The sequence below is a fragment of the Streptomyces tritici genome (assembly GCF_048500665.1).
Lineage (GTDB): Bacteria > Actinomycetota > Actinomycetes > Streptomycetales > Streptomycetaceae > Streptomyces > Streptomyces tritici.
Genome location: NZ_CP183183.1, coordinates 3602543 through 3617581, shown reverse-complemented (window position 1 = coordinate 3617581; position 15039 = coordinate 3602543). Strand labels below are relative to the sequence as shown.

Genomic DNA, 15039 nt, shown 5'->3' with positions numbered 1-15039 from the left:
GAGCGCGGTCAGACCGCGTCGAGCAGCCTCCTGGCCGCGGCCGGCGTCCCGTCGGTGCGGGTCAGACCGGCCACGGCCCGTGCGCGGTCGCGGGTCCCGGGCGTCAGGACCGCCTGCAGGGCCTCCGAGAGGGACTCCGCGGTCGGTACCGGACCGTCATGTGCCGCACCGATGCCCAGTTCCGCCACGCGGCCGGCCCAGTAGGGCTGGTCCGCCCCCTGCGGCACCACGACCTGGGGCGCGCCGGCGCGGGCGGCCGTGGCCGTGGTGCCGGCGCTGCCGTGGTGCACGACCGCCGCCACCCGGGCGAAGAGGGCCTGATGGTTGACCTCGTCGACGGCGAAGCAGTCCTCGTCCCCGTCGACCGGGTCGAGTCCGGCCCAGCCGCGGGACAGGACCACGCGTCGCCCCAGCGCCCGGGCCGCCGCCACGGCGGCACGGGCGACGGCCACGGGCTCTCGCAGCGGCGTGCTGCCGAAGCCCACGTACACCGGCGGCTCCCCGGCTTCCAGGAACGCCACGAGTCCGGGCGCGAGCGGGCGCTCGTCCCGCCGTATCCACGTGCCGGTCTGCACCACGTCGAGGTCCGTCGGCGGACAGGGGCTCAGCACCGGGTCCGTCGCCAGCCACGGACTGCCCGTGAAGGCGTAGTCGCGTACGTGCGCGACCGGCGGCAGACCGGCCGCCGCCCGGCGGGCGTTCAGCGCCGCTCCGAACATCTCGTTCGCGTTGCGGGCGTCCAGCTCCCACAGGGCGCGGTTGTCCTTCACGCCCGGGGGCAGCGGCCGGCCCCGCCGCGCCGGCGGCGGCTGGTGCGGCGACGGCAGGATGACGGGCGTGTGGCTCGCGTGCACGTAGCGGGCGCCCAGCTTCTCGGCCACCGACCGTGCACTGGCCGTGACCGGCAACGGCCCGGTCGCCACCAGGACGTCGCATCCCTCGGCCACCGCGGCCATCGTGCCGAACTGCGCGTCCATCAGGTCGGCCATGCGTCGGGCCAGACCCGCCGCCGACCCCGGCACCACCGTCGTCACCAACGGGCGCACCGGCGCGCCGACCGGTACCAGCGGCACACCGGCGCCGGCCGACAGCTCCGCGAACTCCTCGTCCGGCGGCGCGCACATCCGCACCTCGGCGCCCAGCTCCCGCAGCCGCACCGCGAGCCCCACCATCGGCTCGACGCTGCCCCGCGCCCCGTACATCGACAACAACACACGCACCGCGCGCCCCCCATGCCCCGTGTTCCGGCTCAGGTCCGTGATTCTGCGCGATCACCGGCACCTTGCCGCAAGCCCCCCTGCCCGCTGTACGGTGATCATGGAGCAGGCCGCGACGGAGGCCCGGGCGCGTTCGGGGGTCCGTGGGCGCCAGGCTCTCGGGCGCGGGTCGCGGTGTGCGGTCAGGTGGCGTCGGAGGGCGGAGTTTCGGAGGCGGCGCGGCGGTATTGCTCGTTGATGCGCTGGGCTTCTTCGAGCTGGTCCTCGAGGACGATGATGCGGCAGGCGGCCTCGATGGGGGTGCCCTGGTCGACGAGTTCCCGGGCGCGGGCCGCGATGCGCAGCTGGTAGCGGGAGTAGCGGCGGTGGCCGCCCTCGGAACGCAGCGGAGTGATCAGCCGGGCGTCTCCCAGCGCACGCAGGAAGCCGGGCGTCGTACCGATCATCTCGGCGGCCCGGCCCATCGTGTAGGCGGGGTAGTCGTCGTCGTCGAGCCGGCCGAGCGGATCCTCTGCTGTCATTCTCACCTCTCCGTCGAACACTCCGGTGGACGCGTCGGCGCTCCGGCACGTTCACCGAGGGTAATGCTGCCATCCGCCACCCAGGACACGAGAAGGCCCGACCGGTGTGCACCGGTCGGGCCTTCTCGGGTCGGGCGTCGTGTCCGCCCGTCGGGCGTCAGGCCGCGGGAGGCGCGCCCAGCAGCGCGGAGGCCTGCCGGACGGGGTCGTAGGCGGCCGAGGGGGCGACCGTCGGGCGGGTGCCGCAGGTGAAGCCGAGCCGGGTCATGGCCCGCAGCACCTCGTCGGCGCCGAAGTCACGGCGGTCCTGGCGCGTGATGACCGCGCCGACCTGCTTGGGCGGGTAGTCCCGGCGTCCGATGGTCACGAACGCACCGGTCACCGGTTCGGGCTTGACGCCCTTCATCGCCTCCAGGACACCGCTCTTCGTCAGTTCGAACGGGAAGCGGGCGATCACGCAGCGCATGGGACCTCACAGGGTGATGAGAAAGGGCCGGGAAGGGGGGTCCGAGCGGCGGGCGGTCGTCCGCGGCTCGCGTGGTGCAGGAGGAGGGTTCAGGCGCGGGGCGCGGCGCCCGCGGGGCAGAGTTCGCTCAGCCGTACCCGGTCGGTGTACGCGGCGCTGGCGCGGAAGCCGGCGAGCTGGTCCCGGGTGACGAGGCCGGTGCGCCGGCCGTCGCCGTCGCGGATGACCAGGTGCCCGGTACGGGCTCCGCTCATCACCGCGAGGGCCACTTCGACGGTCATGTCCGCCCAGACGTGTGGTTCGGCGGCGGCCTGGCTGTGGATCGGTGTCACAAGCGGCTCCAGGGGTCTGGTGGCTAGGAGGCCCGGGCGGGCGGTACGTGCGGCGGGGCGGCCGCGGGTCGCGGGCCCCGGGAAGGGCGGCCGTGACGCCCGGGGTCGGGCGGCTCCGTCGCGAGGACGGGGACGCCCGACGGCGTGCGGGCGCCGGTGATGCGGTTCAGCTCCGCCTCCCCGGGGCGGACCCGGGTGATCCGCGGCTGGACGCCCGCCTCGGACATGACGCGGGCGGCGCTGCGCCGCTGGTTCGGCGTGACCAGGGTGACGACGCTGCCGGGGTTCCCGGCCCTGGCGGTGCGGCCGCTGCGGTGCAGATATTCCTTGGCGTCGGTGGGCGGATCGACGTTGACGACGAGGTCGAGCCCGTCGACGTGGATCCCGCGGGCGGCGATGCTCGTCGCGACGAGCACCGGCACCTGACCGCTCCTGAACCGTGCGAGCGCCCGGGTGCGCTGGCCCTGCGGCCGGCCGCCGTGCAGCGCGGCGGCGAGCACCCCGCAGGCCAGCAGCTCGCCGGTGAGCCGGTCGACGGCGTCCTTGGTGCCCAGGAACATGATCACGCGGCCCGTCCGGGCGGCGATCGCGGCGGTCGCGGCCTGCTTGTCGTCGGCGTGGACGTGCAGCACGTGGTGTTCCATCGTGGCGACGGCCCCGGCGGCGGGGTCCACGGAGTGCACGACCGGGTCGGACAGGTACCGGTCGACCAGCCGGTCGACGGTCCGGTCCAGGGTGGCGGAGAAGAGCAGCCGCTGACCCCCCGCGGGCACCTGGTCGAGCAGCTCGGTGATCTGCGGGGTGAAGCCCATGTCGGTCATCTGGTCCGCCTCGTCCAGGACGGTGACGGCGACCCGGTCCAGCAGGCAGTCGCCGCGTACGACGAGGTCCATGAGCCGGCCGGGGGTGGCGACGACGAGGTCCGTGCCCTTCCGGAGGGCGTACGTCTGCCGGCTGAGCGGCGCGCCGCCGACGACGGTGGTCAGCCGCGACCCGACGGCGCGGGCGTACGGCGCGAGCGCGTCGGTCACCTGCTGCGCCAGCTCGCGCGTGGGCACGAGGACGAGGCCGCGGGGCCGCCGGGGCTGGGCGCGCGGACCGGCCGTGCGGGCCACCAGGGCCAGGCCGAAGGCCAGCGTCTTGCCGGATCCGGTACGGCCCCGCCCCAGGACGTCCCGGCCGGCGAGAGCGCTCGGCAGGGTCGCGGCCTGGATGGGGAACGGCGCGGTGACGCCCTGCGCGGCGAGCGCGGCGAGCAGCCGGTCGGGGAGGTCCAGCTCGGCGAACGCCTCGACGGCCGGCAGCGCGGGGGCGGCCCCCTCGCCCGGGGCGGAAAGAAGGCCGGTCGGTGGTGTCCTGTTCATGCGGGACCTTCCTCGGCACGGGGCGCAGCAAGGAATTTCCGCGACGAACGAGCGGAATGGAGAATTTCCCGACGGCTTCGAATGGGGGCGTGAAAGCGTGAGCGGTTCCCTGGGGCATATGCAGCCGGGGCCCGCACCCCGAAGGATGCGGGCCCCGGCTACGTCGTGTGCGTCAGGCTCAGACGGAGACGATGTTCTCGGCCGTCGGGCCCTTCTGGCCCTGCGCGATGTCGAAGCTGACCTTCTGGCCTTCACGCAGCTCGCGGAAGCCCTGCGAGGCGATGTTCGAGTAGTGGGCGAACACGTCGGGGCCGCCACCGTCCTGCTCGATGAAGCCGAAGCCCTTTTCCGCGTTGAACCACTTCACGGTACCCGTGGTGCTCATGTGTATCTCCTTTGAGGCTCATCGGCGTCCGCACCGTGCGAAGGCCGTGTCGCCGCGATGATTACCCCGCCGGAGAGTCCGGAGATGAAAAAGTGCTCCCCTCGCCCCGGGGACGAGTGAGGGCACTTGAAGTTCGGGAACCACAACTGCAACTGAAATCGACAGTAGCACGGCACCGCACGGAAAACGGGTCGGAATATCCCGCTCTTTTTCCGCGCCACAAATCCTCACCGCGTCGCCGGCCGAATCCTCAGCGCGCCGCCCACCGAATTCTCATTCCGCCGCGACAGATACGGCGCCCGCGCCCGTCCCCGTCGCGGCCTCGTACGGAGGAGCGCGCGGAGGGCGTGCGTACGGGAGCCGGGGGTACCGTGAAATCACGGCACAGTCGCACCGCCCGCGGCCCGGCGCCCGCCGGGTGTCGCGCGACGGCCGCGGCAGCTCACCCGTAGACGGGCGGACCCATCATGGCCGACTCCGAAACCCCGCACCCGCCCCCGCTGCTCCTGCCGGACGCGATCCACCAGGCGGTCCGCCCCGGCACGGCGCTGCTCCGGCTGGAGACGACACGTTCCCGGCAGGGCGTCCTCGACGGGGCGTGGTGGCCGCGCACCCGCGAGGTGGAGCGGGAGCTCCCCGCGCTGGTGTCGGTCCTGACGGAGCATCTCGGCCCCATCACGCGGGTGGGCCTGGACGCCTCGGCCTGGGACGCGATCCCGACCCGTCTGGTCGTCGACGAACGGGTCGTCCACCTCGACTCGTTCCCCGTCGGCGACGACACCGTGCTGATCAGCCGTGGCGACAAGGACCACTTCGTGCTGATGGTGGTGCCGCCGGACACCGAGCCGGAGGCCGCACGGGCAGCCATGGCCCGCGCGGTCCGCGCCGACAACGTCACGCGGGCCGCGGAGCTCCTCGTCGCCCCGATTCCCCCACCGACGAGCGAACGGGAGGAGCCGGCATGATCCGGACGGCGGACATCCGCGAGTGGCGTTCCCAGGACGTGGTGGACCCGCGCGGCAAGAGAATCGGGGAGCTGGAGGCCGTCTACGTCGACACGCGCACCGACGAACCGGCCATGGCCACCGTCCGGGTCGGCCTGCCCACCCGGCACCGCCTCGTGTTCGTCCCCCTGGAGGGCGCGACGGTGGGGCCCGGATACGTACAGGTCGCCCATGACAAGGCGCTGGTCAAACGCGGCCCCTCGATCGGCACCGACGACGTCCTGCCTTTCGAGGACGAGGAAGCCGTCTTCCGTCACTACGGCCTCGCCTACGAGCCCGGGGCGAGGGGCGAACGTCAACTGGCCCGACGCTGAGCCGAGGAGCCCGCCCCATGTCACTCTTCCTCGCCCTGATCATCGTCGCGATCGTGCTGGGCCTCATCGGCGCCGTCGCCGACGGACTGCTCTTCCTCCTCTTCATCGGCATCGCGGTGCTCGCGGCGGACCTCGTCTACCTCACCCTGCGCACCCGCCGCTCCATCCGCCGCCGCCCGGCCCGCTGACCCGGGGACGGACGGCCGGCCGTGGTCATCGGGTGGGCCGGTAATAGGCCGCCACGGGGGCGCGCGCCTCGTCGTGGAGGGCCGGGCCGTCGTGCGGCACCGTCGGCCAGGCGCCCGACGCGGGGTTGAGCGCGACCAGTTGCTCGGTCGACAGCGCGTAGACGACCCGTCCGAGGCCGGAGCGGGCGATGCCTCCGTCGCACATGCCGCACGGCTGGCAGCTGGTGTAGAGGGTGGTACGGGCGGCCGTCTCCGGGTCGAGTTCGCGGGCCGCCCAGCGGGCGAGCTTCAGCTCCGGGTGGGCGGTGATGTCGTCGTCCCGCCGGACCGTGTTGTGGGCCTCCGCTAGCACGGTGCCGTCCGGTCCGGCCAGGAGGGAACCGTACGGCGCGTCGCCCAGGGCGACCGCGTGGGCGGCGACGGCGATGGCGCGCCGCAGAAGGGCCTCGTCGGCCGGGGTGATCATGATCGAGTGCTCCAGTGGGTGGCCACGAGGGTGAGCGCCCGCCATGCCGCGTCCGGCCGACGGGTCTCCTCCGGATCTCCGTGGTAGGGGTCGAGTACGACCGTGTCCGCGCCCAGCAGGCGCAGCTGGTCGAGATCGTCCAGGATCTGTTCGACGCTGCCGACGCCGGCGAGCCGGTCGGGGGCGTCGACCGGTGCGTCGGTGACGCGCAGGGCGATGCGGGGCGCGAACCCCGGCAGCGCGTGCCGCCGCAGGACGGCGCGCATGTCGGGGACGGAGAGCCGCAGCGGGTGCCAGGCGTCGCCGAACCTCACGGCACGCCGCAGGGCCGCCTCGCTGTGGCCGCCGATCCAGAGCGGGACGTCGCCCTCCGGGCGCCCCGCGTCCCGGGCCTCGCGGAGGACGCCGAGACACTCGTCCGTCAGCCGGCCACGGGCGGTGAACGGGACGCCCAGCGCCTCGAATTCCTGCCGGGCCCAGCCGACGCCCACGCCCAGGACGAAGCGGCCTCCGCTCAGTTCGTGGAGGTTGGCGGCCATCCGGGCCACCAGCAGGGGATGCCGGTACGGCAGGACGAGCACGGTCGTGCCCAGCCGCACGGTGCTGGTGAGACCGGCCAGCCAGGACAGCGTGGTGAACGGCTCGTAGAACGGCTCCGGATACCGCTCGGCCACGTCCGGGGTGACGGCCACGTGGTCCGACACCATGAGGACGCCGAGGCCGAGATCCTCCGCGAGCCGCGCCCCTTCGCGCAGGACGCCGGGATCGGTCCCCGGGCCGAAATTCGGTACGTTGACGCCGAGTTGCATGGCCCGAGGCTATCCCGGTGATCACGGACCAAGGAACCGGAAGCTCCCTGCGTATACGCCGTTTCTCCGTGGAATTGCTGGTACTTTCATCGGATGGCCGGGAATCTTGACGACGTCGACTGGGCGATCATCGAACAGCTGCAACAGGAAGCCCGCATCTCGCTCAGCGAGCTGGGCCGGCGCGTGAACCTCAGCCCGTCGGCCACCACCGAACGCGTCCGCAGCCTGGAGACCCAGGGCGTCATCACCGGCTACCGCGCCGAGATCGACCTGGCCAAGGTCGGCTACCCCGTCCTCGCCGTCGTCCGCCTCAAATATCCGGGCAACCGCCACGAACCGCTGCGCCGCCTCCTCGCCGAACGCCGGGAGATCCTGGAATGCCTGCGCACCACCGGCGACGACTGCTACACCCTGAAGGTGGCCGCGACCTCCATGGAACACCTGGAGACCCTCATGGACGAACTCGCCGGCTTCGGCAGCACCACCACGAGCGTCGTCTACAGCCGGACCCTCCCCTACCGGGGCCCCATCGCCCCGAACCGGACACGCGAGACCCCATAGGCCCGGACGACCCCGGACGACGACGGAGGTGCTGCAGCCGCACCGGGGGCGTCCCGGCAGCCCTCCAGCTTCCGGCAGTCCTACAACTTGCTCATCCTGGCGTAGGGACTCACGATCCGCTCTTGCGTCGAACCGAAATCCACGACCGCCGCGATCCCGTCCTCGACGCCGATGACCCGGCCGAGGCCGTGCACGTCGTGGGTGACCTGGTCGCCTATGGCGAACTGCTTGGGAGGCAGTGTGACCGGGGGCTTGAAGGGGCTGGTGGGCAAATGGCGCTTCGGTGCATGTGGCTTTGTCATTGACGCCAGTATGCGCCCCCTCGCGCCCGTCCACTGTGGCCGCGCACACGTCCGCAGCGCGAGGTGGCCGAGACCCCGACCGATACCGGAGGGGCCGTACTCGCCTCAGGCCTGCACCGGGGGCGTGCCGGATTCGGCGGCGCGGCGGTACTCGGCGTTGATGCGCTGGGCCTCCTCGAGCTGGTCCTCGAGGATGATGATGCGGCAGGCCGCCTCGATCGGCGTGCCCTGGTCGACGAGCTCGCGGGCACGGGCGGCGATGCGGAGCTGGTAGCGGGAGTAGCGGCGGTGGCCGCCCTCGGAACGCAGCGGAGTGATCAGGCGGGCTTCGCCGATGGCCCGGAGGAAGCCCTGGGTGGTGCCGATCAGCTCGGCGGCTCTGCCCATGGTGTAGGCAGGGTAGTCGTCGTCGTCGAGACGGTCGTACGAGTCGTCTGCTGTCATTTGCACCTCTCCGTGACACACATAGAGGGGCCCTGGTGCCAGTACTGGCACCAGGGCCCACGAGGAACTTCTACACCACCTGCCGGCCCTGATGAAGCGCCGGCGTTCTGTGTCCGCTCACCCGGCCTGACTGCTGCCGGGAGCGCGGGGATCGCGGTTGCTTGACCGGAGACCACCTCGCTGTCGATGTGCTGCGGTACCCGGGCTCCAGACTTCCGCCCGGGCGATCCCGATGGCGCCGTGTTCCTCCGTTCTCTCTCGCTGATCAACCTCTTGCCTTGCGGGACTGCGTCTGCCAAGACCGCGGTCCCGCTCTCGGCGGCCCCTGATCACTGCGGGCCGCCCGGTCCAGCCGCCAGTTTCGTCACCGTCCTGCGAAAGCCCTGGCTCCGAAACTCCGCCGCCGCACCGTCCTGCTCAAGGGGACTACCTGTCCTGCTTGCCGGCAGTTCGTCTCTGCCAGGCCCTGCTGTCTCTTCTGGTTACGAGAGAAAACATAACCCGAGGACTTTCCAAAGTCTACTGCGGCCGACATAGATTTTTGTGTCACGGGCGGGCGGACGACACCGGCACCCGCGCGCCCGGTCGTCCTTCCCACCCGGCAGGACGACCTGTGAACGGGGCGGAGCGGCCCGTAGGATCGGCTTTCATGTCGAAGATTGACGAGCTGCTCATCGACGTCGCCAGGCTGGTGGAGTCGGGGCAGAGCAACCAGATGTCGCTGACCGTGGTCACCGGGGGCGCTGTCATCACAGGCCGGCTGGCACCCGAAGCGGTGTGGCGACAGCGGGTCTCGGAGGTCCTGGCGGACTCCGACCGGCTGGCCGAGTTCTCCGCCGTCTTCTCCGCCGCGGCGAAGAAGGACGGGCCGCCCACCCACCTCCACTTCCACCTGGCCCGGATCCTCCAGGGCCCGGTCGCGATCCCGGAGACGGGAGGGATGTACCGCGTCTCGATCGCGGACATCAGCGCCTGGACCATGGGCGACGTCAGCTACTCCGAGCACTGACCGCCTCCGCGGAGGATCCACCCGTCGGCACACGAGAAGACCCGACCGGCACGTGCCGGTCGGGCAGTTCCGGACAACGACGAAGCCCCGGGTCACTGACCCGGGGCTTCGTGGAAGAACGGGTGACGGGAATCGAACCCGCGCCACAAGCTCGGGAATCACCGCCGCTGTTGTTGCCGACAAGCCCCCTCAGTACGCCGGCCCGCGCTCCGGCACCGGCACCGTGGCCTCCTGCGGCACGGCCGGCGGAGCGATCACCGAGCTCATCGTCGCGGCCGGGTTGAGGTTCTTGTGCACGGCGCGCGCGACACGCTGGATGGTGTCGACGCCATAGTTCATCGTCGTGCTGTCGTGGGTCAGGACGGTGATCGTGTAGTTCTTCGTACTGCTGGTGAAGGCCCCGATGCTGTGCACCCGCCAGCCGTGGGTGGCCCGCGACAGCCAGCCGTTCTTGACGTGGACCTTCAGCGTGCTGGGCGCGCCGGCCGGGGTGCCCCAGCGCTGGGCCGGGACGACCGCGTTCATCAGCTGCAGGATGTACGTTCGCGAGGCGTCCGTCAGCAGGCTGTTCTTCACCGTGATGCGCGACAGCAGCTTCTGCTGGTCATAGGCGGTGATCTGGGTGAGCCCCCAGTAGCCGCCGGAGCCCGGGACGGTGTTGGTCAGCCCGGCGGCCCGGAGGAAGTTCTGGATCTTGGTCACGCCGAGCTGGCGCCACAGGGCACTGGTCGCGGTGTTGTCCGACTGGGTGATCATGGCATGGGCGCGGGACTTCTCGGTGGCCGTCAGCGCCCGGCCGGTCCTCTGCGCGTCCCACAGGAGGGTGGCGAGCACGATCACCTTGACCACGCTGGCGGAGTCGAACTTCTGGTCCTTCCGCAGCGAGCAGCTCGTCCCGGTGACCCGGTCGTTGACGAAGACGGCGGTCGTCGAAGCGCGGCCCGCCAGGGCGGCGTTGACGTCCGCGGTGAGCTTGGCGGCGAGGCCCGGCGTGAGCGACGTGCAGGTCGCGGCAGGGGTCGCGGCGGTGGCAGGCGTCGCCGACAGGGCGGTCGGCGCGAGCACTCCCACGGCGAGGGCCGCACCGAGAGCGCCGCGTCCGCGGCGGCGGGTTATGGAGTCGTGAGTCACGCAACGGAAGACGCACCGACGGCCGAACGGTTGCACGGAAAACGAGCACGATTTCCTCCGCCCAAGGGCCACGGCTCCCACGACCCTGGACAACGACGAAGGCCCAGGTCTCTGACCTGGGCCTTCACAGAAGAGCGGATGACGGGAATCGAACCCGCGCTATAAGCTTGGGAATCACCGTCGCCTTGGCCGCCCACATGGCCTCTGACCTGCGGGCAAGCATCTTCGCAGGGTGCTCCGAGGGGTTCCGCCCGCACCCCTGGTGACCGCTGTTCACCGCCGTGAAGGGCACGGATGGGGCACGCGACGGGTCTCCAGCAGGGTGCCCGGGGAGACGCTCCCCCTCGCAGCCGCTCCCACTCGGGGCTCGGTCGCGGCGATTCCGGAGGACAGCGGTCGCGTCATGGGCGTCCGCCTGCCTCGTTCGGGTGGAAACTTTCCCCTTGCCGGGGATCGGGGCTGGTCACTTGGGGTGAAAGGGTCGCGTGGCTCGTTCCCCGGTCCCGGGCGGGAGGCGTTGATGGGGATGTGAGTACTTCAAGCACCGCACCGATACTGTCCGCCGCTCTCGCCACCCCCGCTCCTCCCGTCGTGCAAGACTCGGGCGCGGACACCGCGCCCGGCGTCATAGTCGTCGACTCCTGCACCACCCTCGGCACCACCCTCGTCCTCCGCCTCGCCGGAGAGATCGACCACTTCAGCGCCGCCCCGCTGCGGGCACTGCTGGCCTCGGCGGCCGACGAGGGCTGCACCGGGCTCGTCCTGGACACCTCGCGGGTCACCTTCTGCGACTCCGGCTTCCTGGCCGTCCTCGACTGGTGGCCCCAGCGGGGACGCCGTCTCAGACTCGCGAACCCTTCACGGGCCGTTCAGCACCTTCTGGACGCCGTTGCACCAGCACGACGGCAGCGGGCCCATGGCGGCTCCCTGACGGCGGCAGGCAGGTCATGACGTTCCTGCTCCTGACCTGCCTCCCGATGCCCGCAGCGGTTCTCCTTGCCCACGGGGACCGCGCGAACCAGGGCACCGCCGTCCCGCCCCACCTCAGCGCCCCGCACCTCGCAGGACCCTGATCCACTGCCGCCTGACGCCCCCGCTCCACTGCGCCATGCAATAGACGACGGAAGGGGTCGGGGCCCGCGACAGCGCGCGGGCCCCGACGGCGGATCTCCGGGCCCGGCGCTGACTGGCGTCGCGAGGGACGACGGGCGCCGACGTACCGGCCGGTGCCACGTCCGAGACGCCGGGTGCGCGGGCCTGGCGGCGGTCGTCACAACGGCCCCGGCGCATTCACTCCGCCGGGGCCGCCCTTCCGGATCGTCACACGTGAGCGTGCTCGATCCGTGTTCAATCGTACGACTTCTCGGCCGGGCGGGCCGGGCGAGAGCGGGACGTCGGGGTGGTCCGGCTCAGCCGCGCTCTTGTTCTTCGGCCTCCATACGGCGGATTCCCTGGTGGGTGAGGGAGACCATCGCGGGTGTGTTGCCCGGTTCCCAGTCGACGGTGATCAGGCCCTCGCCGGCGAGGTAGGCGCAGGCGGCGGCCAGGTCTTCCTCCGGGATGCGCAGGTCGTTGCGCAGCTTCCGTCCCGTGATGCCGAGGAGCCGGTTGCCTTCGGTGGCTTCGTAGAGGGCGGTCAGGACCCGCTCGCGGTAGAGCTGTCGCTCGTGGAGTGTGGCCATGACCGGGTCCTTTCGTCGTGTGAAGGTCCGATTCCGCTCAGACTTCGTCGACGTGGGTGCCGGTGAGAGGGGACGATCTGCTGGTGGTGAGCCAGGAGCGGGCGGGCTCTGCGGCGGTTTCGGTGTCGACGGTGAGGTGGAGCCGGGTGCCGCCGTCGAGGACGGGGTAGCTGCGCTGTTCCGTCCCGGCGAACGAGCGGCGGATCACCTCGGCGACCGCGCGGGCGGCTTCGGGGGTGGCGGCGACGATGCGGATCTCGGCCTGTCCGGCCGAGGGCAGGGCCGCGGTGTCGGTGCGGTACAAGGGGCGTGGTCCCTTCACGGGTGAGCGAGAGGCCGGCGGGTGGGTTGTCCCGGATGTCGGGTGCCCCACCCGCGGCCTTCGGTCGGCGGAGTGGTCTCTGGAGCGGTCAGGGCCAGGTGCCCATGGCCCTGCGGCGGGCTGCTTGCTCTGTCGGCGTGCGGGGGCTGTGACCGGGCGGTCGGAAGATGGCCGGGAAGGGGTCGCTGTAGTGGCGGGCGGCGATGCGTGCGTCGTGCTGGGCGTTGAGCCGGTGGACGATGCGCGTGCCGAGTGTGATCAGCACAGCGGCGGCCACGAGCGCGATCAGGGTCTCCATGTCGTCACCACCGCGTGTTCTTCGGCAGCGGAATCATCCGCGCGCCGACGACCGGGTGCCGGAGGGGCGGCAGGGCGGCTCCTCCGTCCGTCTCCCAGGCGTCCTCGCTGCTGCGGGCGTCGCGCATGCGGCGGCCGGTCGCGGCTTCGTCGGACATCAGGGCACCAGCGGTGAGGACGCTGCCGGGGACGGCGGCGGCCGCCATGAGCCGGGTGGCCGCGGCGGGTTCGGTCTCGGGCGGTATCACCAGCAGGTCGACGCGGCCGACGGTGTAGGAGAGCAGGATCATCTTGTCGGGATCCTGTTCGGTGAACCAGCCGACGTGCACGGTGTGCCCGGTGACGGCGACCTTGTGCGGGACGACGGGCCAGCGGGTGGGGTTCACCGTGACCCGTGTGATGCGTCCGAAGCGCTCTTCCAGCGCGTCGACCAGGGGCGGAAGCTCAGCGGCGAGGTCACGCGAGCGAGGCCACCAGGCGCCGTCCAGGAGACCGGCGAGTGTGGTCTCCGGTGTCAGCGAAAGGCGCGCCGAATGCGAGGGTGCGAGGGTGGTGGTCATGATCGCGGACCCGTCTCCGGGCCGCCCTGCAGGGCGGCCCAGTGTCTTGATCGCCGGAAACGACGTCCGCGTGGGAGCGGGTGTTCGACTTACTCCCGGTACCTTCAGCCTACTCCGCGCCGGGGGCGGACGAGTGGTGTCCGTCCAGCCGATTTCCCGGGCCGGGAGCATCCGCCCGGTCGGCGTCGGTGACCTCACCTCGCGGCACGTCCCTCCGTCACCCGCGCCACTCGACCAGGAGGAGCGTGGCGTCGTCCGAAGTGGCCTCGCCACGTGCCCGCTTGAGGGTGTGGGACAGGTCCCGCGCCACCGCGTGCACCTCCCGGTCCGCCCTGTCCAGCTGGTTCACCCAGTTGATCAGCTGTTCCTCGCCGAACTCCTGCTGACCGCTCTCGTGTTCTTCGATCAGGCCGTCGGTGAAGCAGAGGATCCGGTCCCCGGGTTCGAGCGCCACCTCGCTGACCTGCGGCTGGTCTCCGCCGAAGCCGACGGGGAGGGTGGTGGGGCTGTCGAGGCGGCGTACGACGCGGTGGTGGCGGATCAGCATGGGGGCGGGGTGTCCGGCGTTGACCCACTGGAGGCGGCCGGTGCCGGTGTCGAGCCGCAGCATCTGCGCGGTGACGAAGTGGTCGGGGGCGAACTGCTCGGCGACGGCCCGGTCCATGAAGAGGTAGATCTCGGAGAGCTCGACGCTGGTGCGGCGGGCGTGCCGGTACGCGCCGATGGTGACGGTCGCCATGGTCGCCGCGTCCAGGCCGTGGCCCATGGCGTCGATCATGGCGAGGTGGAGGACGTCGCCGTTCAGGGCGTAGTCGAAGCTGTCGCCGGCCACGTCGTAGGCGGGTTCCAGGACTCCGGCGACGGCGACGCGGGGCATCGTCATGGCGAGGGGTGGCAGGAGCGACCACTGGATCTCGGCGGCGACGCTCATCGCTTCGCCGCGGCGGGTGCGGAAGAAGAGGTCGGTGTAGCCGTTTTTGGTCCGGATGATGTCGGAGCCCAGGGCCGCGAGCCTGCGCAGGAGGCGGCGGGCGTCGTCGTCGACCGCGTCCAGCGTGACGGCCAGGACGCCGGCCTGGTCGCCGCCGTCGAGGAGCGGGACGTGGACCCGCACCCCCTCGACCACCGGCACCTCGACCGGACGCGAGGTGAGGAAGCAGCGACCGGCCGCCGAACCGTCGATGGGCACGGGATCGCCGTCCGCCAGTCCGTCCCCGGCGAGGGGGACCAGATTCCGCTGGCCGTAGTCCTGGAGCAGGATCCGCACCTCGCGGCCCCCGATCTGTACGATCGCGTCGGTGAGGGCCGATCCGACCCGGTCGGGCGGCAGCGTGTGGGCGTGGTCCAGGAGCCCGCCCAGCAGCATCTCCCCGAAGCTCTCCGAGCGACCGGGATCCCCGTCCTCGTACCGTCCGACGGTCATCCGGGGCCTCCAGGCGAGCGGCGGGGCGACACTGTGGACCGGTGCCGACGGGCCGATCCGACGGCATCGCGGTGCGGCTTCCAGGATGCTTCGCGGAGGCCGGGGCCGCCACGCGCATCCGCCGAATCCGGCTGCCCGGTCGGGGTTCCTCGGCGTGGGGCCCGGTGCCCCGCTGGGGACGGCCGGTGGCCAGTCAGGCCCGGCCCGGCGGTGCGGGTGGTGTCGACGGTGGGACGCAGGCG

Annotated in this window: 22 protein-coding genes; 6 read left to right on the top strand and 16 right to left on the bottom strand. The window is 71.9% G+C overall.

Annotated elements, in window-relative coordinates; genetic code table 11:
• Positions 1-8 precede the first annotated feature (8 nt).
• The 6 genes from ACNJ93_RS16760 to ACNJ93_RS16735 all read right to left on the bottom strand — a co-directional run bounded on the left by ACNJ93_RS16760 (position 9) and on the right by ACNJ93_RS16735 (position 4285).
• Positions 9-1214, bottom strand: coding sequence for a glycosyltransferase (locus ACNJ93_RS16760; protein WP_418961434.1), 1206 nt, complete (start codon positions 1212-1214; stop codon positions 9-11).
• 185 nt (positions 1215-1399) lie between these two features.
• Entirely contained in the window at positions 1400-1738 is a 339-nt protein-coding gene (locus ACNJ93_RS16755) for a MerR family transcriptional regulator (protein WP_418958203.1), read from the bottom strand.
• Positions 1739-1895: 157 nt separating this feature from the next.
• Positions 1896-2204: an SCO5918 family protein gene (locus ACNJ93_RS16750; protein ID WP_418958202.1), complete on the bottom strand. Its 309-nt coding sequence runs from the start codon at positions 2202-2204 to the stop codon at positions 1896-1898.
• Positions 2205-2293: 89 nt separating this feature from the next.
• Positions 2294-2536, bottom strand: coding sequence for a CBS domain-containing protein (locus ACNJ93_RS16745; RefSeq protein WP_418958201.1), 243 nt, complete (start codon positions 2534-2536; stop codon positions 2294-2296).
• A gap of 23 nt (positions 2537-2559) precedes the next feature.
• Positions 2560-3900, bottom strand: coding sequence for a DEAD/DEAH box helicase (locus ACNJ93_RS16740; RefSeq protein ID WP_418958200.1), 1341 nt, complete (start codon positions 3898-3900; stop codon positions 2560-2562).
• A 178-nt stretch (positions 3901-4078) separates the two neighbouring features.
• Positions 4079-4285, bottom strand: a complete 207-nt coding sequence (locus tag ACNJ93_RS16735; RefSeq protein WP_418958199.1) for a cold-shock protein — start codon at positions 4283-4285, stop codon at positions 4079-4081.
• A gap of 467 nt (positions 4286-4752) precedes the next feature.
• Between ACNJ93_RS16735 and ACNJ93_RS16730 the strand changes: the two genes are divergently transcribed.
• From ACNJ93_RS16730 to ACNJ93_RS16720, 3 genes are read left to right on the top strand one after another with little or no spacing between them, the layout of a single operon-like run.
• Positions 4753-5250: a DUF5994 family protein gene (locus ACNJ93_RS16730; RefSeq protein WP_418958198.1), complete on the top strand. Its 498-nt coding sequence runs from the start codon at positions 4753-4755 to the stop codon at positions 5248-5250.
• Positions 5247-5603, top strand: a complete 357-nt coding sequence (locus ACNJ93_RS16725; protein WP_418958197.1) for a PRC-barrel domain-containing protein — start codon at positions 5247-5249, stop codon at positions 5601-5603. The genes ACNJ93_RS16730 and ACNJ93_RS16725 overlap by 4 nt, the downstream gene beginning before the upstream one ends.
• Before the next feature lie 17 nt (positions 5604-5620).
• Complete coding sequence (locus ACNJ93_RS16720; RefSeq protein ID WP_418958196.1) at positions 5621-5791, top strand: hypothetical protein; 171 nt, start codon at positions 5621-5623, stop codon at positions 5789-5791.
• A 25-nt stretch (positions 5792-5816) separates the two neighbouring features.
• Here ACNJ93_RS16720 and ACNJ93_RS16715 read toward each other — a convergent pair whose 3' ends face one another.
• Entirely contained in the window at positions 5817-6257 is a 441-nt protein-coding gene (locus ACNJ93_RS16715) for a nucleoside deaminase (RefSeq protein ID WP_418958195.1), read from the bottom strand.
• Positions 6254-7066 (bottom strand): LLM class flavin-dependent oxidoreductase, encoded by an 813-nt coding sequence (locus ACNJ93_RS16710; RefSeq protein WP_418958194.1) that lies wholly within the window; start codon positions 7064-7066, stop codon positions 6254-6256. The genes ACNJ93_RS16715 and ACNJ93_RS16710 overlap by 4 nt, the downstream gene beginning before the upstream one ends.
• Before the next feature lie 93 nt (positions 7067-7159).
• Between ACNJ93_RS16710 and ACNJ93_RS16705 the strand changes: the two genes are divergently transcribed.
• A complete protein-coding gene (locus tag ACNJ93_RS16705; RefSeq protein ID WP_418958193.1) occupies positions 7160-7627 on the top strand; it encodes an Lrp/AsnC family transcriptional regulator in 468 nt (155 codons plus the stop codon).
• Positions 7628-7707: 80 nt separating this feature from the next.
• Here the strand turns inward: ACNJ93_RS16705 and ACNJ93_RS16700 are convergent, their stop codons facing one another.
• Together ACNJ93_RS16700 and ACNJ93_RS16695 are read right to left on the bottom strand one after the other, a co-directional pair.
• Positions 7708-7929 (bottom strand): hypothetical protein, encoded by a 222-nt coding sequence (locus tag ACNJ93_RS16700; protein WP_418958192.1) that lies wholly within the window; start codon positions 7927-7929, stop codon positions 7708-7710.
• A 105-nt stretch (positions 7930-8034) separates the two neighbouring features.
• On the bottom strand, positions 8035-8373 hold the full coding sequence (locus tag ACNJ93_RS16695) for a MerR family transcriptional regulator (protein WP_418958191.1): 339 nt from the start codon (positions 8371-8373) through the stop codon (positions 8035-8037).
• A 649-nt stretch (positions 8374-9022) separates the two neighbouring features.
• Here ACNJ93_RS16695 and ACNJ93_RS16690 point away from each other — a divergent pair.
• Positions 9023-9382, top strand: a complete 360-nt coding sequence (locus tag ACNJ93_RS16690) for a hypothetical protein (protein ID WP_418958190.1) — start codon at positions 9023-9025, stop codon at positions 9380-9382.
• 189 nt (positions 9383-9571) lie between these two features.
• Here the strand turns inward: ACNJ93_RS16690 and ACNJ93_RS16685 are convergent, their stop codons facing one another.
• Positions 9572-10447, bottom strand: a complete 876-nt coding sequence (locus ACNJ93_RS16685) for a serine hydrolase (RefSeq protein WP_418961433.1) — start codon at positions 10445-10447, stop codon at positions 9572-9574.
• 657 nt (positions 10448-11104) lie between these two features.
• Between ACNJ93_RS16685 and ACNJ93_RS16680 the strand changes: the two genes are divergently transcribed.
• Complete coding sequence (locus ACNJ93_RS16680; RefSeq protein WP_418958189.1) at positions 11105-11464, top strand: STAS domain-containing protein; 360 nt, start codon at positions 11105-11107, stop codon at positions 11462-11464.
• A gap of 458 nt (positions 11465-11922) precedes the next feature.
• Here ACNJ93_RS16680 and ACNJ93_RS16675 read toward each other — a convergent pair whose 3' ends face one another.
• From ACNJ93_RS16675 to ACNJ93_RS16655, 5 genes are all read right to left on the bottom strand, one after another.
• Entirely contained in the window at positions 11923-12195 is a 273-nt protein-coding gene (locus ACNJ93_RS16675) for a hypothetical protein (RefSeq protein WP_283852583.1), read from the bottom strand.
• A gap of 37 nt (positions 12196-12232) precedes the next feature.
• The gene (locus ACNJ93_RS16670; RefSeq protein ID WP_030747627.1) at positions 12233-12499 is read right to left on the bottom strand and encodes a hypothetical protein; all 267 of its coding nucleotides are present in this window, start codon (positions 12497-12499) and stop codon (positions 12233-12235) included.
• 106 nt (positions 12500-12605) lie between these two features.
• A complete protein-coding gene (locus ACNJ93_RS16665; protein ID WP_319009454.1) occupies positions 12606-12815 on the bottom strand; it encodes a hypothetical protein in 210 nt (69 codons plus the stop codon).
• A gap of 4 nt (positions 12816-12819) precedes the next feature.
• Positions 12820-13374: a DUF5994 family protein gene (locus ACNJ93_RS16660; protein WP_319009455.1), complete on the bottom strand. Its 555-nt coding sequence runs from the start codon at positions 13372-13374 to the stop codon at positions 12820-12822.
• Positions 13375-13591: 217 nt separating this feature from the next.
• Positions 13592-14797 carry a PP2C family protein-serine/threonine phosphatase gene (locus tag ACNJ93_RS16655; RefSeq protein ID WP_418958188.1) on the bottom strand — a complete coding sequence of 402 codons (1206 nt, stop codon included), beginning with the start codon at positions 14795-14797 and terminating at the stop codon, positions 13592-13594.
• Positions 14798-15039 lie beyond the last annotated feature (242 nt).

Coding starts and splice junctions, on each gene's coding strand:
- ACNJ93_RS16750 (WP_418958202.1), bottom strand. CDS start 2,204: ATGCGCTGCGTGATCGCCCGCTTCCCGTTCGAACTGACGAAGAGCGGT.
- ACNJ93_RS16655 (WP_418958188.1), bottom strand. CDS start 14,797: ATGACCGTCGGACGGTACGAGGACGGGGATCCCGGTCGCTCGGAGAGC.
- ACNJ93_RS16720 (WP_418958196.1), top strand. CDS start 5,621: ATGTCACTCTTCCTCGCCCTGATCATCGTCGCGATCGTGCTGGGCCTC.
- ACNJ93_RS16725 (WP_418958197.1), top strand. CDS start 5,247: ATGATCCGGACGGCGGACATCCGCGAGTGGCGTTCCCAGGACGTGGTG.
- ACNJ93_RS16740 (WP_418958200.1), bottom strand. CDS start 3,900: ATGAACAGGACACCACCGACCGGCCTTCTTTCCGCCCCGGGCGAGGGG.
- ACNJ93_RS16690 (WP_418958190.1), top strand. CDS start 9,023: ATGTCGAAGATTGACGAGCTGCTCATCGACGTCGCCAGGCTGGTGGAG.
- ACNJ93_RS16715 (WP_418958195.1), bottom strand. CDS start 6,257: ATGATCACCCCGGCCGACGAGGCCCTTCTGCGGCGCGCCATCGCCGTC.
- ACNJ93_RS16755 (WP_418958203.1), bottom strand. CDS start 1,738: ATGACAGCAGAGGATCCGCTCGGCCGGCTCGACGACGACGACTACCCC.
- ACNJ93_RS16695 (WP_418958191.1), bottom strand. CDS start 8,373: ATGACAGCAGACGACTCGTACGACCGTCTCGACGACGACGACTACCCT.
- ACNJ93_RS16675 (WP_283852583.1), bottom strand. CDS start 12,195: ATGGCCACACTCCACGAGCGACAGCTCTACCGCGAGCGGGTCCTGACC.
- ACNJ93_RS16735 (WP_418958199.1), bottom strand. CDS start 4,285: ATGAGCACCACGGGTACCGTGAAGTGGTTCAACGCGGAAAAGGGCTTC.
- ACNJ93_RS16700 (WP_418958192.1), bottom strand. CDS start 7,929: ATGACAAAGCCACATGCACCGAAGCGCCATTTGCCCACCAGCCCCTTC.
- ACNJ93_RS16710 (WP_418958194.1), bottom strand. CDS start 7,066: ATGCAACTCGGCGTCAACGTACCGAATTTCGGCCCGGGGACCGATCCC.
- ACNJ93_RS16665 (WP_319009454.1), bottom strand. CDS start 12,815: ATGGAGACCCTGATCGCGCTCGTGGCCGCCGCTGTGCTGATCACACTC.
- ACNJ93_RS16660 (WP_319009455.1), bottom strand. CDS start 13,374: ATGACCACCACCCTCGCACCCTCGCATTCGGCGCGCCTTTCGCTGACA.
- ACNJ93_RS16705 (WP_418958193.1), top strand. CDS start 7,160: ATGGCCGGGAATCTTGACGACGTCGACTGGGCGATCATCGAACAGCTG.
- ACNJ93_RS16730 (WP_418958198.1), top strand. CDS start 4,753: ATGGCCGACTCCGAAACCCCGCACCCGCCCCCGCTGCTCCTGCCGGAC.